The organism is Sphingomonas sp. CCH5-D11 (assembly GCF_001557395.1).
Taxonomy (GTDB): domain Bacteria; phylum Pseudomonadota; class Alphaproteobacteria; order Sphingomonadales; family Sphingomonadaceae; genus Sphingomonas.
Genome location: NZ_LSKH01000214.1, coordinates 1 through 24,295, shown reverse-complemented (window position 1 = coordinate 24,295; position 24,295 = coordinate 1). Strand labels below are relative to the sequence as shown.

25 protein-coding genes and 1 pseudogene are annotated in these 24,295 nt (G+C 65.7%); 15 read left to right on the top strand and 11 right to left on the bottom strand.

The window, feature by feature from the left end; all coding sequences use genetic code 11:
- Positions 1 to 26: 26 nt before the first annotated feature.
- Genes AX702_RS13335 through AX702_RS21670 form a run of 4 tightly spaced genes read right to left on the bottom strand, consistent with a single transcriptional unit; the run spans position 27 to position 2,296 of the window.
- Complete coding sequence (locus AX702_RS13335; protein WP_066780328.1) at positions 27 to 455, bottom strand: DUF1178 family protein; 429 nt, start codon at positions 453 to 455, stop codon at positions 27 to 29.
- Positions 452 to 1,279: a carbon-nitrogen hydrolase family protein gene (locus tag AX702_RS13330; RefSeq protein WP_066780322.1), complete on the bottom strand. Its 828-nt coding sequence runs from the start codon at positions 1,277 to 1,279 to the stop codon at positions 452 to 454. The genes AX702_RS13335 and AX702_RS13330 overlap by 4 nt, the downstream gene beginning before the upstream one ends.
- Positions 1,276 to 1,539: a glutaredoxin 3 gene (gene grxC, locus AX702_RS13325; RefSeq protein ID WP_066780320.1), complete on the bottom strand. Its 264-nt coding sequence runs from the start codon at positions 1,537 to 1,539 to the stop codon at positions 1,276 to 1,278. The genes AX702_RS13330 and grxC overlap by 4 nt, the downstream gene beginning before the upstream one ends.
- A 31-nt stretch (positions 1,540 to 1,570) precedes the next feature.
- Positions 1,571 to 2,296 (bottom strand): ComF family protein, encoded by a 726-nt coding sequence (locus AX702_RS21670; RefSeq protein ID WP_082746258.1) that lies wholly within the window; start codon positions 2,294 to 2,296, stop codon positions 1,571 to 1,573.
- Positions 2,297 to 2,341: 45 nt separating this feature from the next.
- Here AX702_RS21670 and AX702_RS13320 point away from each other — a divergent pair, with 45 nt between their 5' ends.
- Positions 2,342 to 3,178 carry a class I SAM-dependent methyltransferase gene (locus AX702_RS13320; protein ID WP_197420604.1) on the top strand — a complete coding sequence of 279 codons (837 nt, stop codon included), beginning with the start codon at positions 2,342 to 2,344 and terminating at the stop codon, positions 3,176 to 3,178.
- Between the two features lie 3 nt (positions 3,179 to 3,181).
- On the opposite strand, the gene AX702_RS13315 is transcribed toward AX702_RS13320, so the two are convergent.
- Positions 3,182 to 3,571, bottom strand: coding sequence for a MerC domain-containing protein (locus tag AX702_RS13315; RefSeq protein WP_066780317.1), 390 nt, complete (start codon positions 3,569 to 3,571; stop codon positions 3,182 to 3,184).
- 108 nt (positions 3,572 to 3,679) lie between these two features.
- Here AX702_RS13315 and AX702_RS13310 point away from each other — a divergent pair, with 108 nt between their 5' ends.
- The gene (locus AX702_RS13310; RefSeq protein ID WP_066780477.1) at positions 3,680 to 4,720 is read left to right on the top strand and encodes a COX15/CtaA family protein; all 1,041 of its coding nucleotides are present in this window, start codon (positions 3,680 to 3,682) and stop codon (positions 4,718 to 4,720) included.
- A gap of 76 nt (positions 4,721 to 4,796) precedes the next feature.
- Here AX702_RS13310 and AX702_RS13305 read toward each other — a convergent pair whose 3' ends face one another.
- Complete coding sequence (locus AX702_RS13305; RefSeq protein ID WP_066780315.1) at positions 4,797 to 5,453, bottom strand: sulfite oxidase-like oxidoreductase; 657 nt, start codon at positions 5,451 to 5,453, stop codon at positions 4,797 to 4,799.
- 192 nt (positions 5,454 to 5,645) lie between these two features.
- On the opposite strand from AX702_RS13305, the gene AX702_RS13300 reads away from it, so the two are divergent.
- The 4 genes from AX702_RS13300 to AX702_RS13285 all read left to right on the top strand — a co-directional run bounded on the left by AX702_RS13300 (position 5,646) and on the right by AX702_RS13285 (position 10,170).
- A complete protein-coding gene (locus AX702_RS13300; protein ID WP_231731851.1) occupies positions 5,646 to 8,075 on the top strand; it encodes a TonB-dependent receptor plug domain-containing protein in 2,430 nt (809 codons plus the stop codon).
- Positions 8,076 to 8,242: 167 nt separating this feature from the next.
- Positions 8,243 to 8,722: a 50S ribosomal protein L13 gene (gene rplM, locus AX702_RS13295; RefSeq protein ID WP_046410361.1), complete on the top strand. Its 480-nt coding sequence runs from the start codon at positions 8,243 to 8,245 to the stop codon at positions 8,720 to 8,722.
- Positions 8,722 to 9,276, top strand: coding sequence for a 30S ribosomal protein S9 (gene rpsI / locus AX702_RS13290; RefSeq protein WP_082746251.1), 555 nt, complete (start codon positions 8,722 to 8,724; stop codon positions 9,274 to 9,276). Before rplM ends, rpsI begins: the two co-directional genes overlap by 1 nt.
- A gap of 243 nt (positions 9,277 to 9,519) precedes the next feature.
- The gene (locus AX702_RS13285; RefSeq protein WP_331710405.1) at positions 9,520 to 10,170 is read left to right on the top strand and encodes a retropepsin-like aspartic protease family protein; all 651 of its coding nucleotides are present in this window, start codon (positions 9,520 to 9,522) and stop codon (positions 10,168 to 10,170) included.
- On the opposite strand, the gene AX702_RS13280 is transcribed toward AX702_RS13285, so the two are convergent.
- The 3 genes from AX702_RS13280 to modA are packed head-to-tail and all read right to left on the bottom strand — an operon-like array spanning position 10,157 to position 12,196.
- A complete protein-coding gene (locus AX702_RS13280; protein WP_066780309.1) occupies positions 10,157 to 10,762 on the bottom strand; it encodes an ATP-binding cassette domain-containing protein in 606 nt (201 codons plus the stop codon). The two genes, AX702_RS13285 and AX702_RS13280, sit on opposite strands and share 14 nt — an antisense overlap.
- On the bottom strand, positions 10,752 to 11,438 hold the full coding sequence (modB, locus tag AX702_RS22925; protein ID WP_066780307.1) for a molybdate ABC transporter permease subunit: 687 nt from the start codon (positions 11,436 to 11,438) through the stop codon (positions 10,752 to 10,754). The genes AX702_RS13280 and modB overlap by 11 nt, the downstream gene beginning before the upstream one ends.
- Positions 11,435 to 12,196 (bottom strand): molybdate ABC transporter substrate-binding protein, encoded by a 762-nt coding sequence (gene modA, locus AX702_RS22920; RefSeq protein ID WP_066780304.1) that lies wholly within the window; start codon positions 12,194 to 12,196, stop codon positions 11,435 to 11,437. Before modA ends, modB begins: the two co-directional genes overlap by 4 nt.
- A 138-nt stretch (positions 12,197 to 12,334) precedes the next feature.
- On the opposite strand from modA, the gene AX702_RS13265 reads away from it, so the two are divergent.
- From AX702_RS13265 to AX702_RS13255, 3 genes are read left to right on the top strand one after another with little or no spacing between them, the layout of a single operon-like run.
- Positions 12,335 to 13,306: an acyl-CoA dehydrogenase family protein gene (locus AX702_RS13265; RefSeq protein ID WP_066780302.1), complete on the top strand. Its 972-nt coding sequence runs from the start codon at positions 12,335 to 12,337 to the stop codon at positions 13,304 to 13,306.
- A complete protein-coding gene (locus AX702_RS13260; protein ID WP_066780300.1) occupies positions 13,303 to 14,454 on the top strand; it encodes an acyl-CoA dehydrogenase family protein in 1,152 nt (383 codons plus the stop codon). The genes AX702_RS13265 and AX702_RS13260 overlap by 4 nt, the downstream gene beginning before the upstream one ends.
- A gap of 13 nt (positions 14,455 to 14,467) precedes the next feature.
- A complete protein-coding gene (locus AX702_RS13255; RefSeq protein ID WP_066780298.1) occupies positions 14,468 to 15,265 on the top strand; it encodes a crotonase/enoyl-CoA hydratase family protein in 798 nt (265 codons plus the stop codon).
- A 76-nt stretch (positions 15,266 to 15,341) separates the two neighbouring features.
- On the opposite strand, the gene AX702_RS13250 is transcribed toward AX702_RS13255, so the two are convergent.
- Positions 15,342 to 15,929 carry a DUF924 family protein gene (locus AX702_RS13250; protein WP_066780296.1) on the bottom strand — a complete coding sequence of 196 codons (588 nt, stop codon included), beginning with the start codon at positions 15,927 to 15,929 and terminating at the stop codon, positions 15,342 to 15,344.
- Here AX702_RS13250 and AX702_RS13245 point away from each other — a divergent pair.
- The 3 genes from AX702_RS13245 to AX702_RS13235 all read left to right on the top strand — a co-directional run bounded on the left by AX702_RS13245 (position 15,928) and on the right by AX702_RS13235 (position 18,816).
- Positions 15,928 to 17,172, top strand: coding sequence for a MiaB/RimO family radical SAM methylthiotransferase (locus tag AX702_RS13245; RefSeq protein ID WP_066780294.1), 1,245 nt, complete (start codon positions 15,928 to 15,930; stop codon positions 17,170 to 17,172). The genes AX702_RS13250 and AX702_RS13245 overlap by 2 nt on opposite strands.
- Positions 17,169 to 18,101: a signal recognition particle-docking protein FtsY gene (gene ftsY / locus AX702_RS13240; RefSeq protein WP_066780292.1), complete on the top strand. Its 933-nt coding sequence runs from the start codon at positions 17,169 to 17,171 to the stop codon at positions 18,099 to 18,101. Before AX702_RS13245 ends, ftsY begins: the two co-directional genes overlap by 4 nt.
- Positions 18,102 to 18,204: 103 nt before the next feature.
- Positions 18,205 to 18,816 (top strand): septation protein A, encoded by a 612-nt coding sequence (locus AX702_RS13235; RefSeq protein ID WP_231731850.1) that lies wholly within the window; start codon positions 18,205 to 18,207, stop codon positions 18,814 to 18,816.
- Between the two features lie 33 nt (positions 18,817 to 18,849).
- Here AX702_RS13235 and AX702_RS13230 read toward each other — a convergent pair whose 3' ends face one another.
- Positions 18,850 to 19,620, bottom strand: a complete 771-nt coding sequence (locus tag AX702_RS13230; protein WP_231731849.1) for a PadR family transcriptional regulator — start codon at positions 19,618 to 19,620, stop codon at positions 18,850 to 18,852.
- Between the two features lie 94 nt (positions 19,621 to 19,714).
- Here AX702_RS13230 and AX702_RS13225 point away from each other — a divergent pair, with 94 nt between their 5' ends.
- From AX702_RS13225 to AX702_RS13215, 3 genes and pseudogenes are all read left to right on the top strand, one after another.
- On the top strand, positions 19,715 to 21,043 hold the full coding sequence (locus AX702_RS13225; RefSeq protein ID WP_066780287.1) for a replication-associated recombination protein A: 1,329 nt from the start codon (positions 19,715 to 19,717) through the stop codon (positions 21,041 to 21,043).
- A gap of 111 nt (positions 21,044 to 21,154) precedes the next feature.
- Positions 21,155 to 23,449, top strand: coding sequence for an FdhF/YdeP family oxidoreductase (locus AX702_RS13220; RefSeq protein WP_066780286.1), 2,295 nt, complete (start codon positions 21,155 to 21,157; stop codon positions 23,447 to 23,449).
- A gap of 115 nt (positions 23,450 to 23,564) precedes the next feature.
- Positions 23,565 to 24,295 (top strand): annotated as a pseudogene (locus AX702_RS13215) (hypothetical protein); the annotation flags it as partial.

The following is a 24,295-nucleotide window of genomic DNA, read 5'->3' as shown; positions in this document are numbered from 1 at the left end:
CGCAGTTGCTTGGTGAACGAACCAGTTCAGTTCGTCCGCTCGGGCGGCAGCACCGGAAACGGGAGCGGAGCGACCGGGACACCTTCATCGGCTAGAGCTTTCGCCTCCTCCAGCGTCGTCTGGCCGTGGATCGGCTCCTGCTCCTGATCCCCGAGGTGCATGGCGCGTGCTTGCGAAGCAAAGCCCGTTCCCACCCAGCGCGACCCTTCGAGCGCCTGCTGTTGCGCCGTCGCCAGCGCTTTCATGGCGGCCTTCACCACTTCGGGCGTGACCGATGGGCGGGTATTCGCCTTGGCTGCAACGTTCGGCGCCATGACGGCCTTTTCCACCGCCGTGTCAGCACAGATCGGGCATTGTACGAGCGAGTGCTCCCGCTGGTCCTCAAAGGCGCTCGACGAGGCGAACCAAGCCTCGAACACGTGACCTTGCGCACAACGAAGATCGAACACGATCATTGCGGCACCACCGTCACAGCCGGAATGGAGCGGCGATGAGCAATGACCGGAATACGCTGCCTGACGTCCAAGACCTTGGCGGGATTCACGTCCACAAAGCCGAGGCCGACACTCTCGCCCATATCGCCAAGGACGTCTCCCCAGGGGTCCACCGCCAGCGAATGACCGTAGGTTTCCCTCCCGTCCTCATGCTTGCCCGTCTGGGCGGCCGCGATGACGAAGGCAGCGCACTCAATCGCTCGAGCACGGAGCAATATGTTCCAATGCGCCGCCCCGGTGGGCCTAGTGAAGGCAGCCGGTACCGAGAGGATCGTCGCGCCGGCATCGCTCAAGGCACGAAACAGATCAGGGAAACGCAAGTCGTAACAGATCGAAAGGCCTAACGCGCCCAGTGGCGTATCAACTACCACGGCGCCCTCTCCACCAGCGTAGGCCGCGGACTCACGCCAGCTTTCGCCGTTGGGCAAATCGACATCGAAGAGATGCAGCTTGTCATAATGGGCACGAATTTTGCCCGCGCCATCAATGACAAAACCGCGGTTGACGAGCCGGTCAGCGTCACCCTTCAACGCCAGGCTACCAAGGTGCACCCAGATCCCCGCCTTTGCCGCCGCCTCGCGCACCGCGCCAAGGACGCGGTCATTCTCCTCCCGCACGATCGACTGCGCCGCACGCGCACGATCACGATCCAGCAGCCCGGACATTTCCGGCGTGAACAGCATGGCGGCGCCATGTTCAGCTGCCGAACGCACCGCCGTGACCAGAATTTCTGCATTTGCGGCGGGCGAAATCCCGCTCGTCATCTGCAGTATCGCAGCCTTCATGGTGCGGCAGCGAGCATAGCATCCAGCTTACCGGCCTGCTCCAGCGCAGCGAGATCATCCGATCCCCCGACATGCTGACCATTGATGAAGATCTGCGGGACAGTCGTACGCCCTCCAGCGCGATCAATCATCTCACCACGCTTCGCCCCGCCCAGAGTGATGTCGAACTCGGTCGGCTCCACGCCCTTGCTCGCGAGAAGGTGTTTGGCGCGCACGCAATATGGGCACCACGCCTTGGTGTAGATTTCTACCTGTGCCATCGGCTTGACGTGTGGTTGCTGAGGTCGATTGTCAATCTGGCACGGCATCGATCACGCGCGCCCAGCACAGTATGGAGACGCTCGCCGCACCTGACCGCCGTAGCGCACGCACGCACGCATCCGTGGTCGCCCCGCTAGTATAGATGTCGTCCACCAAAACGACATGTCGCCCCGAGATCCGCCACTTGTCCGCCGAAGCGACGGAGAATGCGCCGCGAACGGCGCGTCGGCGCGCTGCTCCGTTCATTGCGCGCAGCACGGGCGTAGACCTGCGCCGCACCAAGGTGCCGCTCGCGTGGGGAACACCACTTTGTTCTGAAAGCGCCGTCGCGATCAGCCCGGCTTGGTTGAAGCCGCGGTTCCAGATTCTCCAGCGGTGAAGTGGCACTGGAACAAGGACTTGCGCATCACTGCGCAGGTGGCGGATCATGAGACTGGCGGCGGTCCGTGCCAAGGATGTCCGCCCGCCGTATTTGAGGCGGAGCGCAAGGGTACGCGACACCGGCCCGTAAGCGACCGCCGCATCTACGCTGGCGTGAACCGGCGCCGCAGCGAGGCAAGGGCCGCATTGGGCATCGGGGCCCTGATCATACTCGAACGGAGAGTGGCAAGTCGCACACCAAGGCGGTCCGAGAAAATGAAGCGAACTCCAGCAGGCTGCGCAAAACCGATGATCACTATCCGTGATCGCTCCGCATCCCGCGCATCGGGGCGGCAGCGCAAAGTCGACAACCGGACGAAGAAGCGCAGACAGCATCGCGATGCTTGTCGCGACTGCATGATCCGCGCACAAGCCGCCTGCATGAGCGCACCAGAAATTTTCGATCGAGCCGCCCGCCGCGTCCTCCGCAACCGGGCAGCCCTGAATTACTCGGCGCACGACTTCGTACGCGCCGCGATGCTCGACGGCATCTCGGAGCGCCTCGCAACCGTCAAACGTAGCTTCGTGGACGTGCTCGATCTCGGCAGCTTTGATGGTGCTTACGTTCCGCCGGCGGGCTCGCGAGTCGCGCGCATGGACGCGGGACATACCTTCGCCCGCCAGAGCGGCGCCATTCAGGCCGACGAAGATCGTCTGCCCTTTGCCGACGCGTCATTCGACCTGGTGGTGTCGGCTGGCGTGCTTGACCAGGTGAATGACGTTCCGGGGTCGCTCGCCCTTGCCAGGCGCGCGCTGCGACCTGACGGCTTGTTCCTGGGCGCCCTGCTGGGTGCCGGGTCACTTTCTACGCTTCGCGGCGCGCTGCGAACGGCGGAGGGAGAACGTCCAGTAGCTCGGTTCCACCCGCAGATAGACGTGCGCTCCGCCGGCGACTTGCTGATGAGGGCGGGCTTCGCCTTGCCCGTTGCCGATACAGAGACGCTGCGCGTGAGATACGGCGGGCTGGGCAAGCTGCTTGACGATCTTCGAGGAATGGCAGCCACCAATGTCCTAATCGAGCGGCAGTCGCTCCGCCGAGACACGTTGGCACGAACCGCAAGTGCGTTTGCCGACGCCGCGGATCCGGACGGTCGCACCGCCGAACGGTTCGAGATCATCTTTCTTACCGGCTGGGCGCCATCGCCTGATCAGCCACAACCGGCGCGTCGCGGTAGCGCGACTGCCTCACTTGCGGCGGAGCTTGCGAGGAAGAGCTGATCGTCAGCCGACAGCGCGGCGGTTCAGATCGTGACCAAAGGCTAGAATGGCGACCCCGATGATCGTCCAGAGCGCCTCGCCATCGTGCGTCAGACCGGCATCATGCGGAAGCGACAAGGCACCGGCCATGATCCCGAGACCGAGCGAACCCACTGCAATCGGGAGAAGAAACCCGTGCTGAAGCGCGCCCCGCCCCAGTCCCAACGCGCCCAAGCCAATCGCCACGGCAAGGCCGATCTCGTGGACCAGCGGGTCCACGAACAACCCTCCGACGGCCGATAGCATGGCCAGCAATACAGCGCTGGCGATGCAGTGAACCACGCACAGCCCGGAGACGATGATCGCGAAACGATCCAGCCGAGAAGACAGTACAGGGCGAGCAGCGGTTAGCATCTGACCCGCAGATAGCGCCGTGATGATGAGGATACAACATCACACCAGCAATTTTTTGGCGAGATGATGCGCCATTGCCCCCGTGCTTCGGCGATCCTAAAGGGCATCATGCTCAAGCCCAGTCCCGGCTTTCATGTTTCAGCCCGACCGCTGGCTCTTGCTCGCTGGCTGTACGCAGTGGCTGCACTGATCGTGTTGATGGTAGCCGTCGGCGGCATTACGCGCCTGACCGAATCGGGTCTGTCGATTACGCAATGGAAGCCCCTCACGGGTATCATCCCGCCGCTGAATGACGCGCAATGGCAGGCTGAGTTCGCGAACTATCAGAAAATTCCCGAGTATCAGCAGATTAACGCGGGCATGACCCTCAGCGGGTTCAAGGCGATCTTCTTCTGGGAATATGTGCACCGCTTGCTCGGCCGGGTGATCGGGCTGGCCTTCGCGCTGCCGCTATTATGGTTCGCCATCCGACGTCAGGTGCCGTCAGGGTATATGCCGCGCCTGCTAGCGCTACTCGCACTGGGCGCAATGCAGGGTGCGATCGGTTGGTGGATGGTGGCATCTGGTCTGTCGGTACGCACCGACGTCAGCCACGTACGCCTCGCCGTGCATCTTTCGGCCGCGTTGGTGATCTTGGGCGGCGTGGTCTGGACCGCGCTTGATCTGCGCGATCTTGCCCGCAGCCCGCTTTCCCGTCCCGCCAGGCTGACATCCCTGGCCGCTACAGCGCTGTTGTTGCTAGGTTTTCAGATCGTGCTGGGCGCGTTCACCGCGGGTCTGAATGCCGGCTACGCCTTCAGTAGTTGGCCATTGATGGGCGAGACCCTCTTCCCCGAGAACACGCCGATGGTTGATCCGGCCTGGCGCAATCTCGTCGACAATCCGGTGGTGGTGCAGTTCGCGCATCGCTGGTTCGCATTCGTTGCCGCCCTGGCCGTGATCTGGCTGGCGGTTGCCGCGCGACGCCTTGGCGCCGTTGCCGCATGGGGCAGCGTGATCCTGCTTGTCGGGTTGCAGATCATTCTGGGGATCTCGACTCTGCTGACTGGCGTCGAGATCAACGTCGCCGTTGCGCATCAGGTGAATGCCGCCGTCCTGTTGATCGCAGTGGTCGCCGCCGCGCATAAAGTGGGCCGAGGCGCAGGCTGATATCCGGGCATGATCGGCCGGACCTGAGCCGCTTTCGGCCGCACCTTTGCCACTTTCGGCCTGTTTCCGGACGGTTTCAGCCATAACGCTCTTCCCGCCACGGATCGCCGCGCATGTGGTATCCATTCACCTCCCAGAACCCCGCACGATCCGCGCCGAGAAACTCAATCGCGCTGATCCATTTTGCGCTCTTCCAGAAATAAAGGTGCGGAATGATCGCGCGGACCGGGCCGCCATGCTCCCGCGTGAGCGGCTGCCCCTGCCATGAATGGGCGATCAACGCGGCGGGGTCGGCGAAGTCGTGCAATGGGACGTTCGTGGTGTAGCCATCATAGCCATGAAGCATGACGAACTGAGCCTCGTCGCGCGGCTCCGCCAGATCAAGAAGCGTCGCGGTCGACACGCCTGACCAATCATTGTCGTAGCGCGACCATGTGGTGACGCAGTGAATGTCGGAGCGCATGCTCGCTTGCGGCAGTTGCTGGAAGGATTCCCAATCCAGCGTGATCGGTCGGGACACCAGGCCGCGCACGTCCAGGCGCCAGCGATCGAGCGAGACGTGCGGCTGTCGGCCAAGGTCCAGGACGGGCCAGTTGCGCACGAGGTGCTGCCCCGGCGGCAGGCGATCACACTCGGGCGCGGCACCAGGGGGAGCGATGAACTTCCCTTCGGCGGCCCATTGACGCTTGGACCGGGTCAGCTTGGAATCGGGCGGTGGCGTGGGATCACTCATCTCTTGCTACTCCTCCCAGCGCGGACCCTAGCACCGCAGCCTTCGCTTAACATCCACGCGGCAACCCTATTCAGCGCCCGTTCTTCTGCGCCGGATACATCTTGCGACGAATAAGCCCGTGGATCGGCACATAGCAGCCACAAGCATCGTTCAGACCGGTCCAATCAACCAACCTCCCTGGGGAGCACGTCCTTGCCTGCATGGCTTCTGCCTCTCGTTACCCTTGCCCCTGCTGCTGTTCCTGCTGCCGCAGTGCCGGCGGCTCCCGTTCCGAGTCCTGCGCAGCAGGCTCCGGCGGGTCGGGAGGCGCCGCCGCCTGATGCCGAGGAGGAACTGGAGCTGGAGGACGATATCGTCGTCACTGGCAACAGGACGCCGCGTGGATCCGTGATCGGCGACATCAAGCCTGAAGTGGTGCTGAGCGGACGCGACATACGCGCCTATGGCGCCAGCGACATCGGTGAGCTGCTGGAGGAGCTCTCCCCTCTGATCGGAAGCATCCAGGGGCGCGAGTCCGGTTCTCCGGTGGTGTTGCTGAGCGGCCGGCGCATCAGCAGCTTTCGCGAGATCCGCGACCTGCCACCGGAAGCGATCCAGCGGGTGGACATCCTGCCGGAGGAAGTCGCGCTCAAATACGGCTATCGCGCTGACCAGAAGGTGGTGAACATCGTTCTTCGCCGGCGCTTCAATGCCGTGACCGCCGAGGTCGAGACGAACCTGGCGACCGACGGGGGACGGCAGGTTCATGAGGCCGACCTCAACTACCTGCGTCTGGGCAATGGCAGCCGCTTCAGCGTGGATGGCGAATATACGCGCAGCAATCCGCTGTTCGAAACCGAGCGCGAGCTTGCCAATGCCGATCCGAACCGCACGCTTCTGGCCGCAAGCGATGCGGCCAAGCTGAACGCGACCTACAATCGCACCATCCTGGGCAACGTCTCCGCGACGCTGAGCGGTGAGCTTGAGGGCGCGAATACGCTCGCCGGCCTTGGCAGTGCATCGGATGGCCAGCCGCTGCGCCGTGATGCGCGGACGCGCACCGGATCGCTGAACTATGCCTTGAACGGTGATCTGGCGCGGTGGCGCTGGTCTCTTGATGGCGGATATACCCGGGACTGGTCCACCACACGAACCGATCGCGATTATGGCACGGCTGTCCGGCGCGATCGCGCCAGCTCCGTCACCGAGCTGTTTCAAAGCGAAGCGACGTTAAGCGGCAGCATCGTCGATCTGCCGGCGGGCGCACTGACCGCCACGTTGAAGACGGGCGTCTCGCTACGAGACTTGCACAGCGAGTCGCGCCGGGCCGACCTCTTGTCGTCAACCGACCTGTCGCGCGATCAGGCGAACGGGCAGGCGAATGTCGATCTTCCCGTGTTCCGCGACGGCCCGATCGGCGCCTTGAGCTTCAACGTGAACGGAGCGGTGGACCAGCTTTCGGATTTCGGAACGCTTGGCGCGGTGGGTTACGGCTTCAACTGGCGCCCGGCAGAAGCGATCCGGCTGATCGGCTCCGTAACCCACGAGGAAGGTGCCCCCACGATCCAGCAGCTCGGCAACCCGACGATCGTCACGCCCAACGTGCGGGTATTCGACCTTACCACCGGCCAGACCGTGGATGCGACCACCGTTGAGGGCGGCAATCCTAGCCTGCTGGCGGATCGTCGACGCGTGCTCAAGCTGGGGCTTACCGCCAAGCCCATCTCGGCCACCGATCTTACCCTGTTGGTGAACTATACCGACAGCCGGATCGACAATCCGATCGCCAGCTTTCCTACTGCCACGCCCGAGATCGAGGCGGCCTTTCCGGACCGGTTCGATCGCGATGCCGCCGGAACGCTGATCCGCATCGACAATCGGCCGGTCAACTTCGACAGCAGTCGCCAGCGCCAGATCCGCTGGGGGCTGAACTGGTCGGAGGAACTGGAAGCACCGCCGCCGACCGGACCGGACGGCCAGCCGCTCACCCCCGAGCAGATCGAGGAGCGGCGGTCCGAGTTCCGCGAGCGGTTCCGGCAGGAGCGCGGATCCGGCACCAGCGAGAGCGGCGTTCGAACCGGCGGGCCACGGGCATTCCCCGGCGGAGGCCCGCGCGGGTTCGGCGGTGGCGGTTTCGGCGGCGGCAGAGCCGGACGCGTGCAGCTAAGCGCCTTTCACACCTGGCGCCTGGAAGACACGATCACCATCCGACCGGGTGTGCCCGAACTCGATCTGTTGAACGGCTCGGCCGTGGGCGCCCGTGGCGGGCAGCCGAGGCACGAGATCCAGTTCAACGCCGGGTACAACCGCAGCGGGATCGGCATCAGGCTGAACGGCACCTGGGAAAGCGGCACCACCATCCTGGCCAACCCCGGCGGCGCGTCATCGCCCGAGGATCTTGCATTCGGCTCGCTGTTCACGGCCAATCTGCGGATCTTCGCCGACCTGAGCCAACAGCGGTCGCTGGTGCAGAAAGCGCCATTCTTCCGCGGGTCCCGGCTGACGCTGGCGATCAACAACGTGTTCAACCAACGCCTTGATGTGCGCGACGCGACCGGTGCGGTCCCGATCGGCTATCAACCGGCGCTGCTTGATCCGCTTGGCCGGTCGGTGAAGGTGAGCTTTCGAAAGCTGTTTTTCTGAGCACAGCGTGAGCAAACACGGGCGTGACGATCGCGGCGGTATTTAGGTACCCGTCGTGAACGCCGCGGTTTTGTTGACTTTCTGCACGGCTTACATCAGAGCGCCCCTCAACACGCCGCGCTCGAATTGGGGGCGGCGTCTTCGTTTATTGCAAAGGTCCATAGCCCATGAAGGCGCTGATGAAGACCACCAAGGCGGCCAAGCCCGCAGAGGTGGAAAAGAAGTGGCACATCGTTGACGCCACCGACCTGGTGGTCGGCCGCGCCGCGGTCGTGATCGCCAACGTGCTTCGCGGCAAGCACAAGCCGTCGTTCACCCCGCACGTCGATTGCGGTGACAATGTCATCGTGATCAACGCCGACAAGGTGCGCTTCACCGGCAACAAGCTGGCCGACAAGGTCTATTACAAGCACACCGGTTATGCCGGCGGCATCAAGGGCGTCACCGCCGCCAAGGTGCTGGAAGGCCGCTTCCCCGAGCGCGTGCTCGAGAAGGCCGTGGAGCGCATGATCCCGCGTGGCCCGCTCGGCCGCCAGCAGATGCGCAACCTGCGCATCTTCAAGGGCGCAGAGCATCCGCACGAAGCGCAGAACCCTGAGGTCCTCGACATCGCCGGCATGAGCCGCAAGAACAAGGTGGGCGCATAATGTCCGACAATCGCCAGTCGCTTTCCGACCTCGCCGCGCTGACCCAGCAGGCGCAGCAGCCCGCCGCTGACGCGCCGGCCGCCGCCGGTGCCGAGACCGCCACGACCACCGAAGCGCCGGTGCAGACCCAGCCGACGACGCCGCTGCGCCAGCAGGAGCTGGACAAGTACGGCCGCGCTTACGCCACCGGCCGCCGCAAGGACGCCGTTGCGCGCGTCTGGCTGAAGCCGGGCTCGGGCAAGATCACGATCAACGGTCGTGACCAGGAAGTCTATTTCGCACGTCCGACGCTGCGCCTCGTCATCAACCAGGTGTTCGGCATCACCGAGCGCGAGGGCCAGTATGACGTGATCTGCACCGTCAAGGGCGGTGGTCTGTCGGGCCAGGCCGGTGCGGTGAAGCACGGCATCAGCCAGGCGATCACCAAGTATGAGCCGGCACTGCGCGCCCCGGTGAAGGCAGCGGGCTTCCTGACCCGCGACAGCCGTACCGTCGAGCGTAAGAAGTACGGCCGCGCCAAGGCACGTCGTAGCTTCCAGTTCTCGAAGCGCTGATCCGGCTGCTCCGCGCCGCCAAACGGCGTCGGAGTTCGCTCACAGGCAAGAAGGGGATCGCTCATTCGGGCGGTCCCTTTTCTTTTGCCTGTCGCAGATTGCCGCCGCGATGTTTGTCGCTGCCGGTTCTGTCGATGCCGGTTTCTTCGATGCCGGTTTCTTCGATGCCGGTTCGTTCGATGCCGGTTCTGTCGATGCCGGTTCGTTCGATGTTTGTGACGGCGGATCATCGCAGAGCAAGGATTGCGCTCCTATATCGCCTCCATGCCTGCTCTGGCCGACCTTGCCCCTCACCTTCCGCTGATCCTCACGCTGCTGGCCGTCACGCTGATCGCCGGGTTCCTGCGCCGACTTCCCGTCATCGGGCGGATCGTCGGCGTGTTCACATGGCTGATCCTCATCGCCGCGCTGGCGCTGGTGCTGGGGCAGCGCGAGCGGTTCGATCCCTATCTCGGACGGGTAGCGGAGATGCTGGACCTTTCGGGGCAACAGGTGGTCGGCGAGGAGACCCGCATCACGATGAGCCCGGACGGCCATTTCTGGGCCTCGGTTCGCTTCGGTGGGCTGACCCGGCGCATGCTGATCGATAGCGGCGCGACCGTTACCGCTTTATCCCTCGACACGGCTACGCGCGCAGGGCTGGACGTGCGCGATGCGCTCTTTCCGATGCTCCTGCGCACCGCCAACGGTACCATCCGGGCGCAGACTGCGGCCGTCGAGGAACTGAAACTTGGCAATGTCGTCGCGCGCGACGTGCCGGTGGTCGTCTCACCGGCGTTCGGCGATACGGACGTGCTCGGCATGAACTTTCTGTCGCGGCTGAAATCCTGGCGGGTGGAGGGGCGGACGCTGATCCTGGTCCCGCATCATCCGCAGGACGTCACAGCCGGATAATCTGCCGCCCGCCCAGTCGTTCGGCCTCCTCCGGATCGTGCGTCACGATCAGCATCGGCAACCGTACCTCGTCGCGGACGCGTTCGATCGCGCGCATCGCCTCCTCTCGCCGGGCGCGGTCCAGCGAGGCGAGCGGCTCATCGAGCAACAGGAAATCCGGCTCACTCAGCAGCGCGCGGCCGATCGCCACGCGGCGCGCTTCGCCGCCTGACAGGGTGCGCGGCCAGCGATCGAGCAGATGGGCGATGTCGAGCCTGCTCGCCATGTCCGGCAGCGCGGCCGCGTGCGGCGCCCCGTAGAGCAGATTGCGGCGCACGGAGAGATGCGGGAAGAGCCGCGGTTCCTGAAACACGACGCCCGATCGGCGCCGCTGAGGCGCCACGTCGACTCCGCTCACGGCATCGAAGAGCAAGCGGCCGGCGACTCGGACGTGGCCGTGATCCGGGCGGAGCAGGCCCGCGATCGTCATGAGGATGCTGGTCTTTCCGGCGCCGGATGGGCCGAACAGGACGCTGGCGCCGTCGCCCGTGCGAAAGGCGGCGGCGACCAGGGCACCCCCGCGCCGGACCGTCACGTCTATGTCAAAGGACATGGAGGCGGCGCCCCTGGCGGCGGGCGAGCAGTTCCGACAGGATCAGGGCTGCGAGACTGAGCGCGATCGATATGGCCGCGAGTTGCGACACCATCGCCTCGCCGCCAGGACGCTGGAGCGCGGCATAGATGGCAAGCGGCAGCGTCTGGGTCTCGCCCGGCACGTTGGAAACGAAGGTGATGGTGGCACCGAATTCTCCAAGCGAGCGCGCGAAGCCGAGCATGGCGGCGGCGAGCACGCCGGGGAACGAAAGCGGGAGGGTGATGGTCACAAAGGTGCGCCACGGGCCGGCACCCAGCGTTCGTGCGGCCTGCTCAAGTCGCTGGTCAACGCTTTCCAGCGACAAGCGAATGGCCCGGACCATCAGCGGCATGGCCATGATCGCGGCGGCCAGCGCGGCGCCGGTCCAGCGGAACAGGATGGTGATGCCGAACCATTGGTCGAGCAAGGCGCCGAGCGGACCGGCGGGAGCAAAGGCGAGGAGCAGCATCCAGCCGGTCACCACGGGTGGGACGACGAGCGGCAGATGGACCAGACCATCGAGCAGGATCTTGCCCGGAAAGCGGCCGCGCGCCAGCAACCAGGCGAGCGCGAAGGCCACCGGCAGTGAGCCAAAGGTGGCCACTCCCCCGATCAGCAAGGACAGGGAGACGATCGTTTGCAGGCCGTCGTTCAAGGTCTGGTGAAGCCGAAACGGCCCATGATCTGCCGGCCACGGGCAGAAATGAGGAACGTGCGGAACATTTCGGCCTGATCGTGGCGGGAGGCGCGCAGGCGAGCGATCGGATAGGTGATTGGCGCATGGCTGGCCGGCGGAAAGACGCCCGCGACGCTCAGCCCGGATGCCATTCGCGCGTCCGTCCGATAAACCACGCCATACGGAGCTGCCCCCCGCTCGACCAGCGCAAGCGCGGCCCGGACATTCTCCGCCCGGACAACCCGCGGCAGGACCATCTCCCAGGCGCCGAGCCGTTCGAGCGCCGCCTTGCCATAACGACCGGCCGGTACGGCATCGGGATCCGCCATGGCGAGCGCGGCCCTGCCGAGCGCGCGACCCAGCGCCGCGCCGCTGAGGCCGACGATCGACGGTTGGCCTGGGCGCGCGACGACGACCAGACGATTGCCGACAAGATCCGCCCGGCTGCCGGGCGCCAGCAGCTGTCGCCGGGCGAGATCGTCCATCCATTCCTGATCGGCCGATATGAACAGATCGGCCCGCGCGCCCGCCGCGACCTGTCGCGCCAGGGCAGAAGATGCCGCGAAGGAGAGAACGGGCCGGGCATGCCCCTGTTTCGCCCAATCATCGGCGGCGGCGCTCAGCGCCTCCTGCATGCTGGCCGCGGCAAGGACCAGCGGGCCGCGTTGCTGCGCCCAGGCCGGGGGGGCGAGCAGCGACAACAAAAGGAGCAAAGCGGAAAAAAGACGCACGGACATCTCCAGCAACTACCCCTTCGTACTGGCGGCATCGCGATCCGACCAGCCGCAGTGTCAGGTGGACAAGCACCGGAACGTTGCTTAGCGACAGGCCAAACGGAGAGGAGCGGCCATGCACAAGCAGGACCGGCTGTTGCGATGGAGATGAACGACGTCGGCGCGATGCTGGCCGATACGGCCGAGCGGCTGTTCACGACCCACGCCAGCGCAATCGACGATGCGGGCAGCAAGGGCGTGTGGCCTGACACTGCCTGGGCCGCGATAGAGGAAAGCGGACTTCCGCTCGCGCTGGTGCCCGAGGAACATGGCGGCTTCGGCATACCGGCGATCGAGGCGCTTGCGCTGATCCGGCAGACCGGTCGCCACGCCCTCGCCCTGCCCCTCGCTGAAACCATTGTCGCCAATGCTGCGCTGGCCGCCGCGGGACTGCCGCTGGCCGAGGGGCCGGTGGGCCTGGCCGAGAGCGGCGATGCCCGCGTCCCCTGGGGCCGGTTTGCCCAGACGGTCGTCGTGGCCAGCGCAGGCGGAGTGCAGCGGTATGACACGCTGCCCATGTCAGCGGAAAGCACCAACCTTGCCGGCCATCCGCGTGATCGTCTGGCGATACCTGCCGGGCAGACGGAGGCGAGCGGCGGCGTGCCATTGCTGGAACTGGGCGCCCTTGCCCGCGCCCTGCAGATGGCAGGCGCGCTGGAGCGCGTGCTTGAGCTGACCGTGGAGCATGTATCGAGCCGCGTCCAGTTTGGTCGGCCTTTGGCGAAATTTCAGGCAATCCAGCAGGAACTGGCCAAGCTGGCGGGCGAAGTGGCCGCCGCATCCGCCGCGGCCGATCACGCCGCCGACGCTTATGCCAGCGGCGGCGACCTGAGCTTTGCCGTGGCCGTCGCACGCACGCGGATCGGCGAAGCGGCAAGCAAGGCGACGGCGATCGGGCACCAGCTTCACGGCGCGATCGGCTTCACCCGCGAACATTCGCTGCATCGCTTCACTACCGCCTTATGGGCGTGGCGTGACGAGTTCGGCACCCAGCGGCACTGGACGCTGATGCTGGGGAAACGCGCGCTGAACGCAGGACGGGACGGCTATTGGCCGATGGTGGTGGCGGCATGACGACCCTTCGCTTTCCGACACCGCAGGTCCACGAAGCCGCGGAAACTTTGCGCAGCGAGGTACGCGCCTTTTTGAGCGAGACACTGGCGGATCGGGCGCCGGTGCGGCGTGCCGACAGCTGGAACGGTTTCGACCGCGATTTCAGCCGCAAGCTGGGCCAACGCGGCTGGTTGGGCATGACATGGCCCAAGCAATATGGCGGGCATGAGCGCAGCGCCTTTGAACGCTATGTCGTGGTGGAAGAGACGCTGGCGGCGGGCGCGCCTGTCGCGGCGCACTGGATCGCCGATCGGCAGAGCGGGCCCAGCCTGCTGAAATATGGCACCGAGGAGCAGAAGCAGACGGTGCTGCCCGGCATTGCGGCGGGTGAAACGGTGTTCTGCATCGGCATGAGCGAGCCCGATTCGGGTTCCGACCTGGCCGCGACGCGCACCCGCGCGATTCCTGAAAATGGTGGCTGGCGCGTGACCGGCACGAAGCTGTGGACGACCGGCGCGCACCATGCCGATTACATGATCCTGTTCTGCCGGACGAGCGGAGGCCCCGCCGACCGGCAGGCCGGGACCAGCCAGTTGCTGGTCGACCTGAAGGCGACCGACGGCATCACGATCAGGCCGATCATCGATCTTGCCGGCCAGCACCATTTCAACGAGGTGCATTTCGAGGATGCGTTCCTCCCTGGCTCCGCCCTGATCGGGACGGAAGGCGCAGGCTGGGAACAGGTCATGAGCGAGCTCGCGTTCGAGCGGAGCGGACCGGAGCGTTTCCTTTCCTCGATGCAGCTGCTGATCGAGCTGATCGGTGCCCTGCAGGGCTCGTCAAGCGAGGCGGCGGAACTGGCGCTCGGGCGACTGACCGCCCATCTCGTCACGCTTCGGCGGCTGTCGCGCGGCGTGGCGGCGATGCTGGAAGCCGGCGCGAACCCGGGCACGCATGCCGCGATCGTCAAGGATCTGGGCGCGACCTTCGAACAGGATCTGCCGGATATCGCCCGCAACCTGATCGATGCCGAACCGGATGCCGCATCCACATCCGATTTCGTCGCCGTCCTTGCCAACATCACCTTGAACGCCCCCAGCTTCTCACTGCGTGGTGGCACGCGCGAAATCCTGCGCGGGATCATTGCGCGCGGCCTGGGCCTGCGCTGACCGGAGATCATTCATGACCGTTGTTACCACCGAGATCCGCGGCCCGATCGCCATCCTGCGCCTGAACCGCCCGGACGCGATGAATGCGCTTGGCGCGGACGGCGACGGCGAGGCGGTGCGCGCCGCGTGCGACGCGCTGAACGCCGACATGTCGATCCGCTGCGTGATCCTGACCGGCGAAGGACGCGCCTTTTCGGCCGGCGGCGACATCAAGAAGATGGCCGATCCCAAGGGGCCATTCTCCGGATCCGGTCTTGGCATCCGTAGCCATTATCAACGCAACATTCACCGGATCGCGCGGGCGCTCTTCTCGCTGGACATGCCGGTGATCGCCGCGGTGAATGGGCCCGCGATTGGCCTTGGCTGCGACGTGGCGTGCATGGCCGACATCCGCATCGCCAGCGACAAGGCAAAGTTCGGCGTCACCTTCCTGAAGCTGGGATTGGTGCCGGGTGACGGCGGATCATGGCTGCTGCCGCGCACGATCGGCATGAGCCGTGCCGCCGAACTGTTCTTCACCGCCGACGTAATCGACGCTGCCATGGCTGCCGACTGGGGACTGGTGAGCCGGGTCGTGCCCCATGACACGCTGATGGACGAGGCACTGGCGCTTGCCGGCAAGATCGCGGCGCTGCCGCCCCATTCGCTGCGCCTGACCAAATCGCTGCTGCGACAGGGCCAGACCAGCAGCTATGACCAGGCGCTGGATTCGGCATCCACGGCGCAGGCGGTGAGCCATGCGACGGCAGACCATCGCGAGGGCGTGGCCGCGTTGCTGGAAAAGCGCGAGGCCGTGTTCCAGGGCAAGTAATCGCACGGCGGGCGATCGATCCGGCCCCTAGCGCCACCATGCGGCGGAGAGGGGCCGGCGCCTTGCCCCCTGTCTCTCAATCCTTGGGCGGGCCGAAGCTCTCGCCGGGCTCATCCAGATAGGCACGCTCTTCGGCGGTCGTGTCGCGGCCCAGTGCGGCGTTGCGGGTCGGGAAGCGGCCGAAGCGGGCGACGACCTCAAGGTGCCCGATCGCATAGGACAGGTTGCCGCCGCCGATTTCCGAGAACTTGGCAACGCTCAGCCGCTGCATCGCGATGTCTTCGGCATGCATCAGGGGCATGTAAAGAAACGCGCGTTCCTCCGTCGCGTAGCGGGACTCCCAGCCGCGCTCGATCGCCAGCCGGCACAGCTCGACCGCGAGCGTATCGGCCTCATAGGCGCGCGGCGAATCGCGGTAGATATTGCGGGAGAATTGATCGAGCAGGATGATCGCGGCGAGCAGCTGATCCGGGCCGTCACGCCATTCCGCGGCTCCCGTCCGAAGCACCTCATCACGCAGCGCACCGAAGCGCGACGCGATTTCCTCATCAAGCGCCGCATCCCTTGCGAACTGCTTTTCCATCGACAGTGCGAACCAGAAGTCCAGCACCTCCTGCGCGGCATCGTGGACTAACGCGTGCTCTCTCCCTAGATCGCCGACCATGCTTTCCCCTCGTTCGCCCGATGTCATCACACTGGGCTGCCGTTTGAACCTTGCCGAGAGCGAAACGATTCGCGCGCTCGTCGGTGCCAATGATATGGTGGTGATCAACGGCTGTGGTGTGACAAACGAGGCCATGCGGCAGACGCGGGTGGCGGTGCGGCGCGCGCGGCGCGACCGGCCGGAGGCGCAGATCGTCGTGACGGGCTGTGCATCGGAGATGGACCGCGCAGGCTTCGCAGCCATGCCGGAGGTCGACCGGATTGTTCCCAATGCGGCAAAGCTGCTGCCGGCGACCTGGGGCGGCTTTCCGAACCGGCCGCCGGCGCGTCGCCACGCGCGCGCATTCCTGGGCGTGCAGAACGGCTGTGATCATTCCTGCACCTTTTGTGCGATACCCATGGGGCGCGGCCCGAGCCGTTCGGAGCCGATCGGGCAGGTCGTCGCGGCGGTCGCCGGCCTGGTGGAGCAAGGTGCGCAAGAGGTCGTGCTGACGGGGGTGGACCTGACCAGCTACGACGGCGGGCTCGGCGCTTTGGTGGAAGCGGTGCTTGGCGGCGTGCCCACGCTGCCGCGCCTTCGCCTCTCCTCGCTCGATACGATCGAGATCGACGAGCGGCTGTTCGAGCTGATCACGCAGGAGCCGCGAGTGATGCCGCACGTCCACCTGTCGCTTCAGGCGGGGGACGATCTGATCCTGAAGCGCATGAAGCGGCGGCACCTGCGCACCGCAGCCGTGGCGATGGTGGCCCGGCTGAAGGCGCGGCGGGACATTGCGGTGGGCGCGGACCTGATCGCCGGCTTTCCGACCGAGGATGAGGCGGCGTTCGCCAACACGCTCGCCCTGATCGACGATTGCGATATCGTCCAGGCTCACGTTTTTCCCTTTTCGCCGCGCGCGGGCACGCCGGCCGCGCGGATGCCGCAGGTGGCGCCCGCGGTGGTCAAGCAGCGTGCGGCGCGGCTGCGCGCGGCGGCGGAACAGCGCCGCAGCGCCTGGCTTCGATCGCTGATCGGCACGAGCCAGCGGATCGTCATCGAAAAGCCTGGCGACCGCGGCCATGCGGAGAATTTCGCCGAGGTCCGGCTCGTCGATCCTCTCTCGCCAGAACCGGATCGGGCCGCGACAAGCTTGAACGGTGACGCCACTCTTCTATCGACCAGCGGGACGGGAGCGATCGGCACGGTTCGATCGGTTACCATCACTGGCGCTGCCCACGATCACCTCATTGGGATTCCTGCATGACTGACCAGCGTTCCTGGCATGACAAGCTCCTTGGCGGTTTCCGTCGCACGTCCGACCGGCTGGTCGGCAATCTCGCCGGCCTCGGCACCGCGCGGCTGGACGACGAGACGCTGGAGGAAGTCGAAGAGGCCCTGATCGCGTCCGACCTGGGGCCGGAAACGGCCACGCGGATCCGGACCCGGCTGGCCGAGGGCAGCTTCGAGCGCAACATGGAGGAGCTCGGCATCCGCCTGGTGGTGGCAGAAGAAGTCGAGAAGGTGCTGGCGCAGGTCGCCAAGCCGCTGGAGATCGACGCCTTTCCCCGGCCGCAGGTGATCCTGGTGATCGGTGTCAACGGTTCGGGCAAGACGACCACCATCGCCAAGCTGGCGCATCTGTTCATGGAACAGGATTACGGCGTCATGCTGGCTGCGGGCGACACGTTCCGCGCGGCGGCGATCGGGCAGCTTGCGACCTGGGCCGATCGGGTCGGCGTTCCGATCGTGACCGGGCCGGAAGGCGGCGACGCCGCCGGCATCGTGTGGGACGCGGTGAAGAAGGCGACGGAGACGGGCATCGACGTGCTGATCGTCGACACCGCCGGGCGGTTGCAGAACAAGCGCGAGCTGATGGACGAGCTGGCGAAGATCCGCCGCGTGCTCGGCCGCATCAACCCCGCCGCCCCACATGACGTGGTGCTGGTGCTGGATGCGACGACCGGCCAGAATGCGCTGAGCCAGATCGAGGTATTCAAGGAAGTCGCCGGCGTGACGGGTCTGGTGATGACCAAGCTGGACGGCACGGCGCGCGGCGGCGTGCTGGTGGCTGCCGCCGAACGCTATGGCCTACCCATCCACGCGATCGGCGTTGGCGAGTCGATGAACGACCTGAGGCCGTTCGATCCCAATGAAGTGAGCCGGATCATCGCAGGCGTCGATCGCGGCGGGTGAACCGCAGCGATCGTCAGCGGTTCTGATCAGGACAAGAAACCGCGCGAGTCGCGGATCGATGGCAAAGCGCCCGCGGGATCACACCGGGCGAACGGAGTTTCAGTTGAGCGAAGCGAGCAAATCCTCCCCCGGCCTGCGTCTGGCGCTCGATTACGGGCCGCTGATCGTTTTCTTCGCGGTCAATTTCCTGACGCCCGGTCCGGCGATCGCGCGGATCATCGCGGCGACCGGCGCCTTCATGGCGGCGATGGTCGGCGCCCTCGCCTTGTCATGGTGGAAGACGCGGCACATTCCGCCCATGCTGCTGATATCGGGCGCGCTGGTGATTGTGTTCGGCGGCCTGACAATCTGGTTTCAGGACGAACGCTTCATCAAGATGAAGCCGACGTTCGTCTATGCGATCTTCGCCGCCACGCTTGGCGTGGGCCTCGCCACCGGACGACCGCTGCTGCAGATGCTTCTGGAAAGCGCCTATCCCGGCCTGACGCATGAGGGATGGCGCAAGCTGACCCGCAACTGGGCGTTGTTCTTCGTCCTGATGGCCGTGCTGAACGAAGCGGTGTGGCGGTCCACCAGCACGGATTTCTGGGTCGGTTTCAAATTGTGGGGCGCGATCCCGCTGACGCTGGTGTTCGCCATCGCGAACGTTCCCATGCTGATGCGCCATGGCCTGCAGGCAGGTGACGCCCCCGCCACCATCCCGCCGCAGGAATAGCCCGGCGACACCAGGGCCGCCGGGCATTCGCGATCAGGCGAGGCGCTCGATCTTCTGCGCCGCGTCGTCGATCAGGGCAGCGACCTGCAACAGCGTGTCATCGCTGACCTCGCCCTGGCTGAGGCGATCCTGCAAGGCGACCTTCAGGTTCGTCATGGCGCGCCGCACCGGCATCGCATCGGTCCGCTTGTGCTTCTCACCGGCGGTGGAGAGGCGCGCGAACAGCTTGCCGACCTGTTCCTCCTTTTCGACCAACTCGGCGCTGCCGCTGCCGGTGATGGAAAAACGACGACGCCCTTCGCCATCATCCTCGCTGGCGGCATGGCCGGTTTCCTCGAGCAGGGTAAGCGTCGGGTAGATCACGCCCGGAGAGGGCGCATAACCGCCGCCGGTCAGTTCCTCGATCGACTTGATCAGTTCATAGCCATGACGCGGCTCGTCCCCGATCAGCTTCAGCACGACCAGGCGCAGCTCACCGCTGTCGAACATACGGCGGCGGCGCAGGCCGACCAGCTTGCCCAGGCCGTTGCCGTGTCCCTTGCCGTGTCCCTTGACGGCGCCCTTCCCGCCGGCACGGCCGCCACGGGCCTTCACGCCGCCTCGACCCTTCAGTTCCCGCGCGGCGACTGTCGCACCAGCGGCGGCAGCAGCGGCGGCGGCAACACCAGCGGCGCCAGCGGCCGCACGGCCACCGCGGCCCATGCGCTTCTTCTCAGCGCCACCCGCAGCTGCGCGTGCAGCCTTCCGCATGGCAGCACGGCGCGGCCCGCCGCCGCGCTTGCCCTTGCCTTCTTCCATTTCCATGTTCCGAACTCCTCAAGATACTATCAAGATATATCTTATAAGCTGATCGTCAACCCTGCTGGGAAAGTATCGGGCCAACGCCTATGTGAGGCGCATGGCCGATCTTTTCGCCGAACTGGAAGCGCCGGAAGCCGCCGCCGCGCCTGCAGCCAATGCCCCCCTCGCCGACCGTCTTCGTCCGACCCGGCTGGCCGATGTGGTGGGGCAGGAACATCTGACCGCACCGGACGGTGCGATCGGGCGCATGATCGCAGGCGGCCGACTGTCTTCCATGATCCTGTGGGGTCCGCCGGGTGTCGGCAAGACGACCATCTCGCGGCTGATCGCGCGCGAGGCGGGTTACGACTTCATGCAACTATCCGCGGTGACGACAGGGCTGGCGGATTTGCGCAAGGCGATCGCGACCGCCGCTGCGCTGCACACCGCCACCAACCGCGCAACGGCCGTCTTCATTGACGAATTGCACCGCTTCTCTCGCCCCGTGCAGGACGCGATGCTCCCGGCGCTGGAAGATGGGACCTTCACGCTGATCGGCGCCACGACGGAGAACCCGAGCTTCAGCCTTGTCTCCGCGCTGCTATCCCGTGCCAAGGTCTTCACGCTGAAGCGGTTGAGCGAGGATGATCTGGAGCAGGTGATCGCGCGGGCGGAGCGACATTTCGACCGGTCGCTTCCCCTGCTGCCCATCGCGCGCGGCGCCTTGATCGGCATGGCGGACGGCGATGCCCGGTACCTTCTGGGGCTGTGCGAGGAACTGTTCGCGCTTCATGCCGACCAGCCGCTCGACGTGGCGCAGTTGGCGAACATCGTGCAGGCGCGCGCGCCTTTGTACGACAAGGGGCAGGAAGAGCATTTCAACATGCTCAGTTCCTTTCACAAGAGCCTGCGCGGCAGCGACGTCGATGCCGCGATGTACTGGGCCGCGCGGATGCTGGGCGGCGGCGAGGATCCGGCGGTGATCTTCCGCCGCCTGCAATGCGCGGCTTCGGAAGACGTCGGCATGGCCGACCCGCAGGCGATGGTGCAGGTGATGACGGCCTGGCAGGCCTTCGAACGGACGGGCCTGCCCGAAGGACGGCTCTTTCTGGCGCAGGCCGTCGCCTATGTTGCCACCGCGCCGAAATCCAACGCGGCCTATCTGGCGTTCGACCAGGCAGCGGCGCTGGCGCGCAAGACCGGCTCGCTGCCGCCACCCAAGCACATCCTGAATGCGCCGACCGCGCTCATGAAGGAACTGGGATACCACGACGGCTACCAATATGATCACGATCGGCCGGACGCCTTTTCCGGCCAGGAATTCTATCCCGACGAGATCGCCGCGGGCGATCCCGAGCCACTGTATGCGCCCAACGAACGCGGTTTCGAACGGGAGATCCGGAAGCGCCTGGCGTTCTGGTCAGCGCGGCGGAAGTCCGGGCGCTAGACTAAAGCGAGCGCCCTGCGCGCGCTCCCATCAAGCGCACACCGGCGCCCGTGAATGGCGATGCATCCTCCCGCCCAGACGATTGTTCTGTCTTCGAGCGAGGAGAGGGCCATGGGCAAGCTGCTGAATGATGACGCGAAAGAAGGCACCGTTCACTATTCGGGCACGGAAGGTGGATGGGGATCGGTACGCGGCATCGTGGAAACAGCGCTGCGCGAACGGCCGAAGGCGGCGGCTCTCGATACATTGCGGCGCCAGAACAAGCCCGGCGGCTTCATGTGCGTTTCCTGTGCCTGGACCAAGCCCAAAAATCCGCACACGTTCGAGTTCTGCGAGAATGGCGCCAAGGCGACGCTGTGGGAATTGACCAGCCGGCGCTGCACGCCCGAGTTCTTCGCCGAACATACCGTGTCCGAGCTGAAGGGCTGGAAGGATTATGATCTGGAGCAAACCGGGCGCCTGACGCACCCGATGCGCTACGACCGCGTCAGCGACAAATATGTGCCGTGCAGCTGGGATGAGGCGTTCGGCGCGATTCGCCGCGAGCTGAAGGCGACCGATCCAGGCGCGGCGGTATTCTATGCCTCCGGACGCGCGAGCCTGGAGACCAGTTACCTCTACGCCCTGTTCGCGCGTCTGTACGGCCACAACAACCTGCCAGACAGTTCGAACATGTGCCACGAGACCACTTCCGTGGCGATGAAGGAGGTGACGGGATCCCCAGTGGGCACCTGCGTGCTTTCGGATTTTGAGCTGTGCGAGGCGATCTTCTTTTTCGGGCAGAACCCCGGAACCAACTCCCCTCGCCTGCTGCACCCGTTGCAGGAGGCGGTGAAGCGCGGGTGCAAGATCGTGACCTTCAACCCCATCCGCGAGAAGGGCCTGGAAGTCTTCAAGAACCCGCAGAGCCCCAAGGAAATGCTGACGCCAGCGGCGACGCCGATCTCCTGCCTGTACCTCCAGGTGAAGACGGGCGGCGACATTGCGGCGATCACGGGCATGATGAAGCATGTGTTCGCCCGCGAGACCGAACGCTGGGCCGCGGAGAAAATCCATGTCCTGGACGTCGACTTCATCGAACAACATACCGCCGGGTTCGACACGCTGAAGGCGCATGTGGATGCGACGGGCTGGGACGAGATCGAGCGGGAAAGCGGACTTGCGCGGGCCGACATCGAGGCAGCGGCCGATGTTTATGTCGAGGCGAAGCGGTCGATCGCCATGTATGGCATGGGGCTTACCCAGCATGTCCATGGCAGCGACAATATCAAGCAGCTGGTGAACCTGTTCCTGCTGAAAGGGAACATCGGGCGTGACGGTGCCGGCGTGTCGCCGGTGCGCGGCCATTCCAATGTCCAGGGCCAGCGCACGGTGGGCATATCGGAGAAGCCCGAGCTGGTGCCGCTCGACAAGCTCGCCGAGCAATATGGCTTCGAGCCACCGCGCGAGGAAGGCCTGACGACGGTACACGCGTGCGAGAAGATCCAGAGCGGTGAGGTGAAGGCGTTCATCGGGCTGGGCGGAAACTTCATCCGCGCGATTCCGGAGCAGGAGCGGATGGAGGCCGCCTGGACGAAGCTGCGCCTGACGGTGCAGATCGCCACCAAGCTGAACCGCAGCCACCTCATCAATGGCGAGATCGCCTATCTGCTGCCGTGCCTGGGCCGATCGGAGGAGGACATGCAGGTGACGGGCGCGCAGGCCGTGACGATGGAAGACAGCCTGAGCTGCATCCACGGCTCGATCGGCCGGGCGCCGCCGGCATCGGCCGACCTGAAATCCGAGATCGCGATCGTCGCCGGGATGGCCAAGGCGACCCTGCCGCCCAACCCCAAGGTGCCCTGGGATGACTGGGTCGCCGATTACGGGCTGATCCGGGACGCGATCGAGGAGACCTATCCCGAGCAGTTCCACGACTTCAACAAGCGAGTGTTCACGCCCGGAGGCTTCTACCGCGGCAATTCTGCGCGTGAGCGGGTGTGGAAAACCAAGAGCGGCAAGGCCGACTTCACTCTGCCGAAAAAGCTGAACAGCTGGGGCACGGAGGACAAGGAGGGCCGCTGGCGCCTGATGACCCTGCGGTCGAACGATCAGTTCAATACGACCATCTACGGCTATTCCGATCGATTGCGCGGCATCGAGGGCTCGCGCGACGTGCTGCTGATGAACCCTGAGGATATCGCCGCCGCCGGACTGGAGGAGGGCCAGGTGGTGGGGCTGGCGAGTGACGCCGGCGACGGGGTGGATCGCCGTGTCGGCGGCCTGACGGTCACACCGTTTCTGCTGCCGCGCGGGTGCATCGGGGGCTATTATCCTGAAATGAACCCGCTGGTGCCGCTGAGCTGGCATGACGAGCAGTCGAAGACTCCGGCGGCGAAGAGCGTGCCCGTGCGGATCGTCGCCTGACCGCGACATGATCTGCCCTGTTTTCCCGCCGCATCGATTGTGGCAGCGCATTCGGGCGCGGTCCGAGGCTGCGCTCACCATCTTGGTCGCTTGCCCCACTCGATAGGAGCCGCAGTTGAAGCCTGGCGCACATGCACGGACCCGCAGTTTTCATCTTGCCGACCTCGCGCCGCGAATCCGCGCCCGAAAATTGCTGTGCGCCGGGCTGATCGCGCTCGGCTCTTCCGCAGCGCCGGTATCGGCACAGGTGATCGCCGCCGATCGATCAACGGCGTACGAGCACGCGGTCGCCGCCGGCTACAAGGCGCTGGCGCTGTGCGAGGGCGTGATCGCCGCGGGGCGAACGGAGGCGCAGGTCGAGGCGCTGGAGCTGCGCGGCATTTATCCGGATTATCAGCCGCTGCTGCCCCGGCTCAAGGCGACGATCGATCACAAGGCCCGCAGTGTTCTGGTGTCCTTCCCCGGCGACCTGCCGCCGCGCCGCGCCGACTGGGCCCCCGGTGCGGGCTGTGTCCTCGCTCCGATCGGGGGAGCGGCGCGGCTGTGGCCGGCCGGACCATGGCGCGGCCAACTGCCTGCGCCGGCCGATGCGCGCGCCTGGCCGCTTGGCGACGCAGGCATCGCGCCCCGGCCCTCCGCCGCGCTCTCCGCCACCATCGGCAAGGCCTTTGACCGGACGACCTACAAGGGCGAGACGGTTGGCGTGATTGTGATGCGCGACGGGCGGATCATGGGCGAGCAATATGCCAGCGGCTTCGGGCCGTTCGTCGCCAACCGCACATGGTCGGTCGCCAAGAGCATCGCCGGCACGCTTGTCGGCATGGCGGTGCAGGAACTGGGCATGGA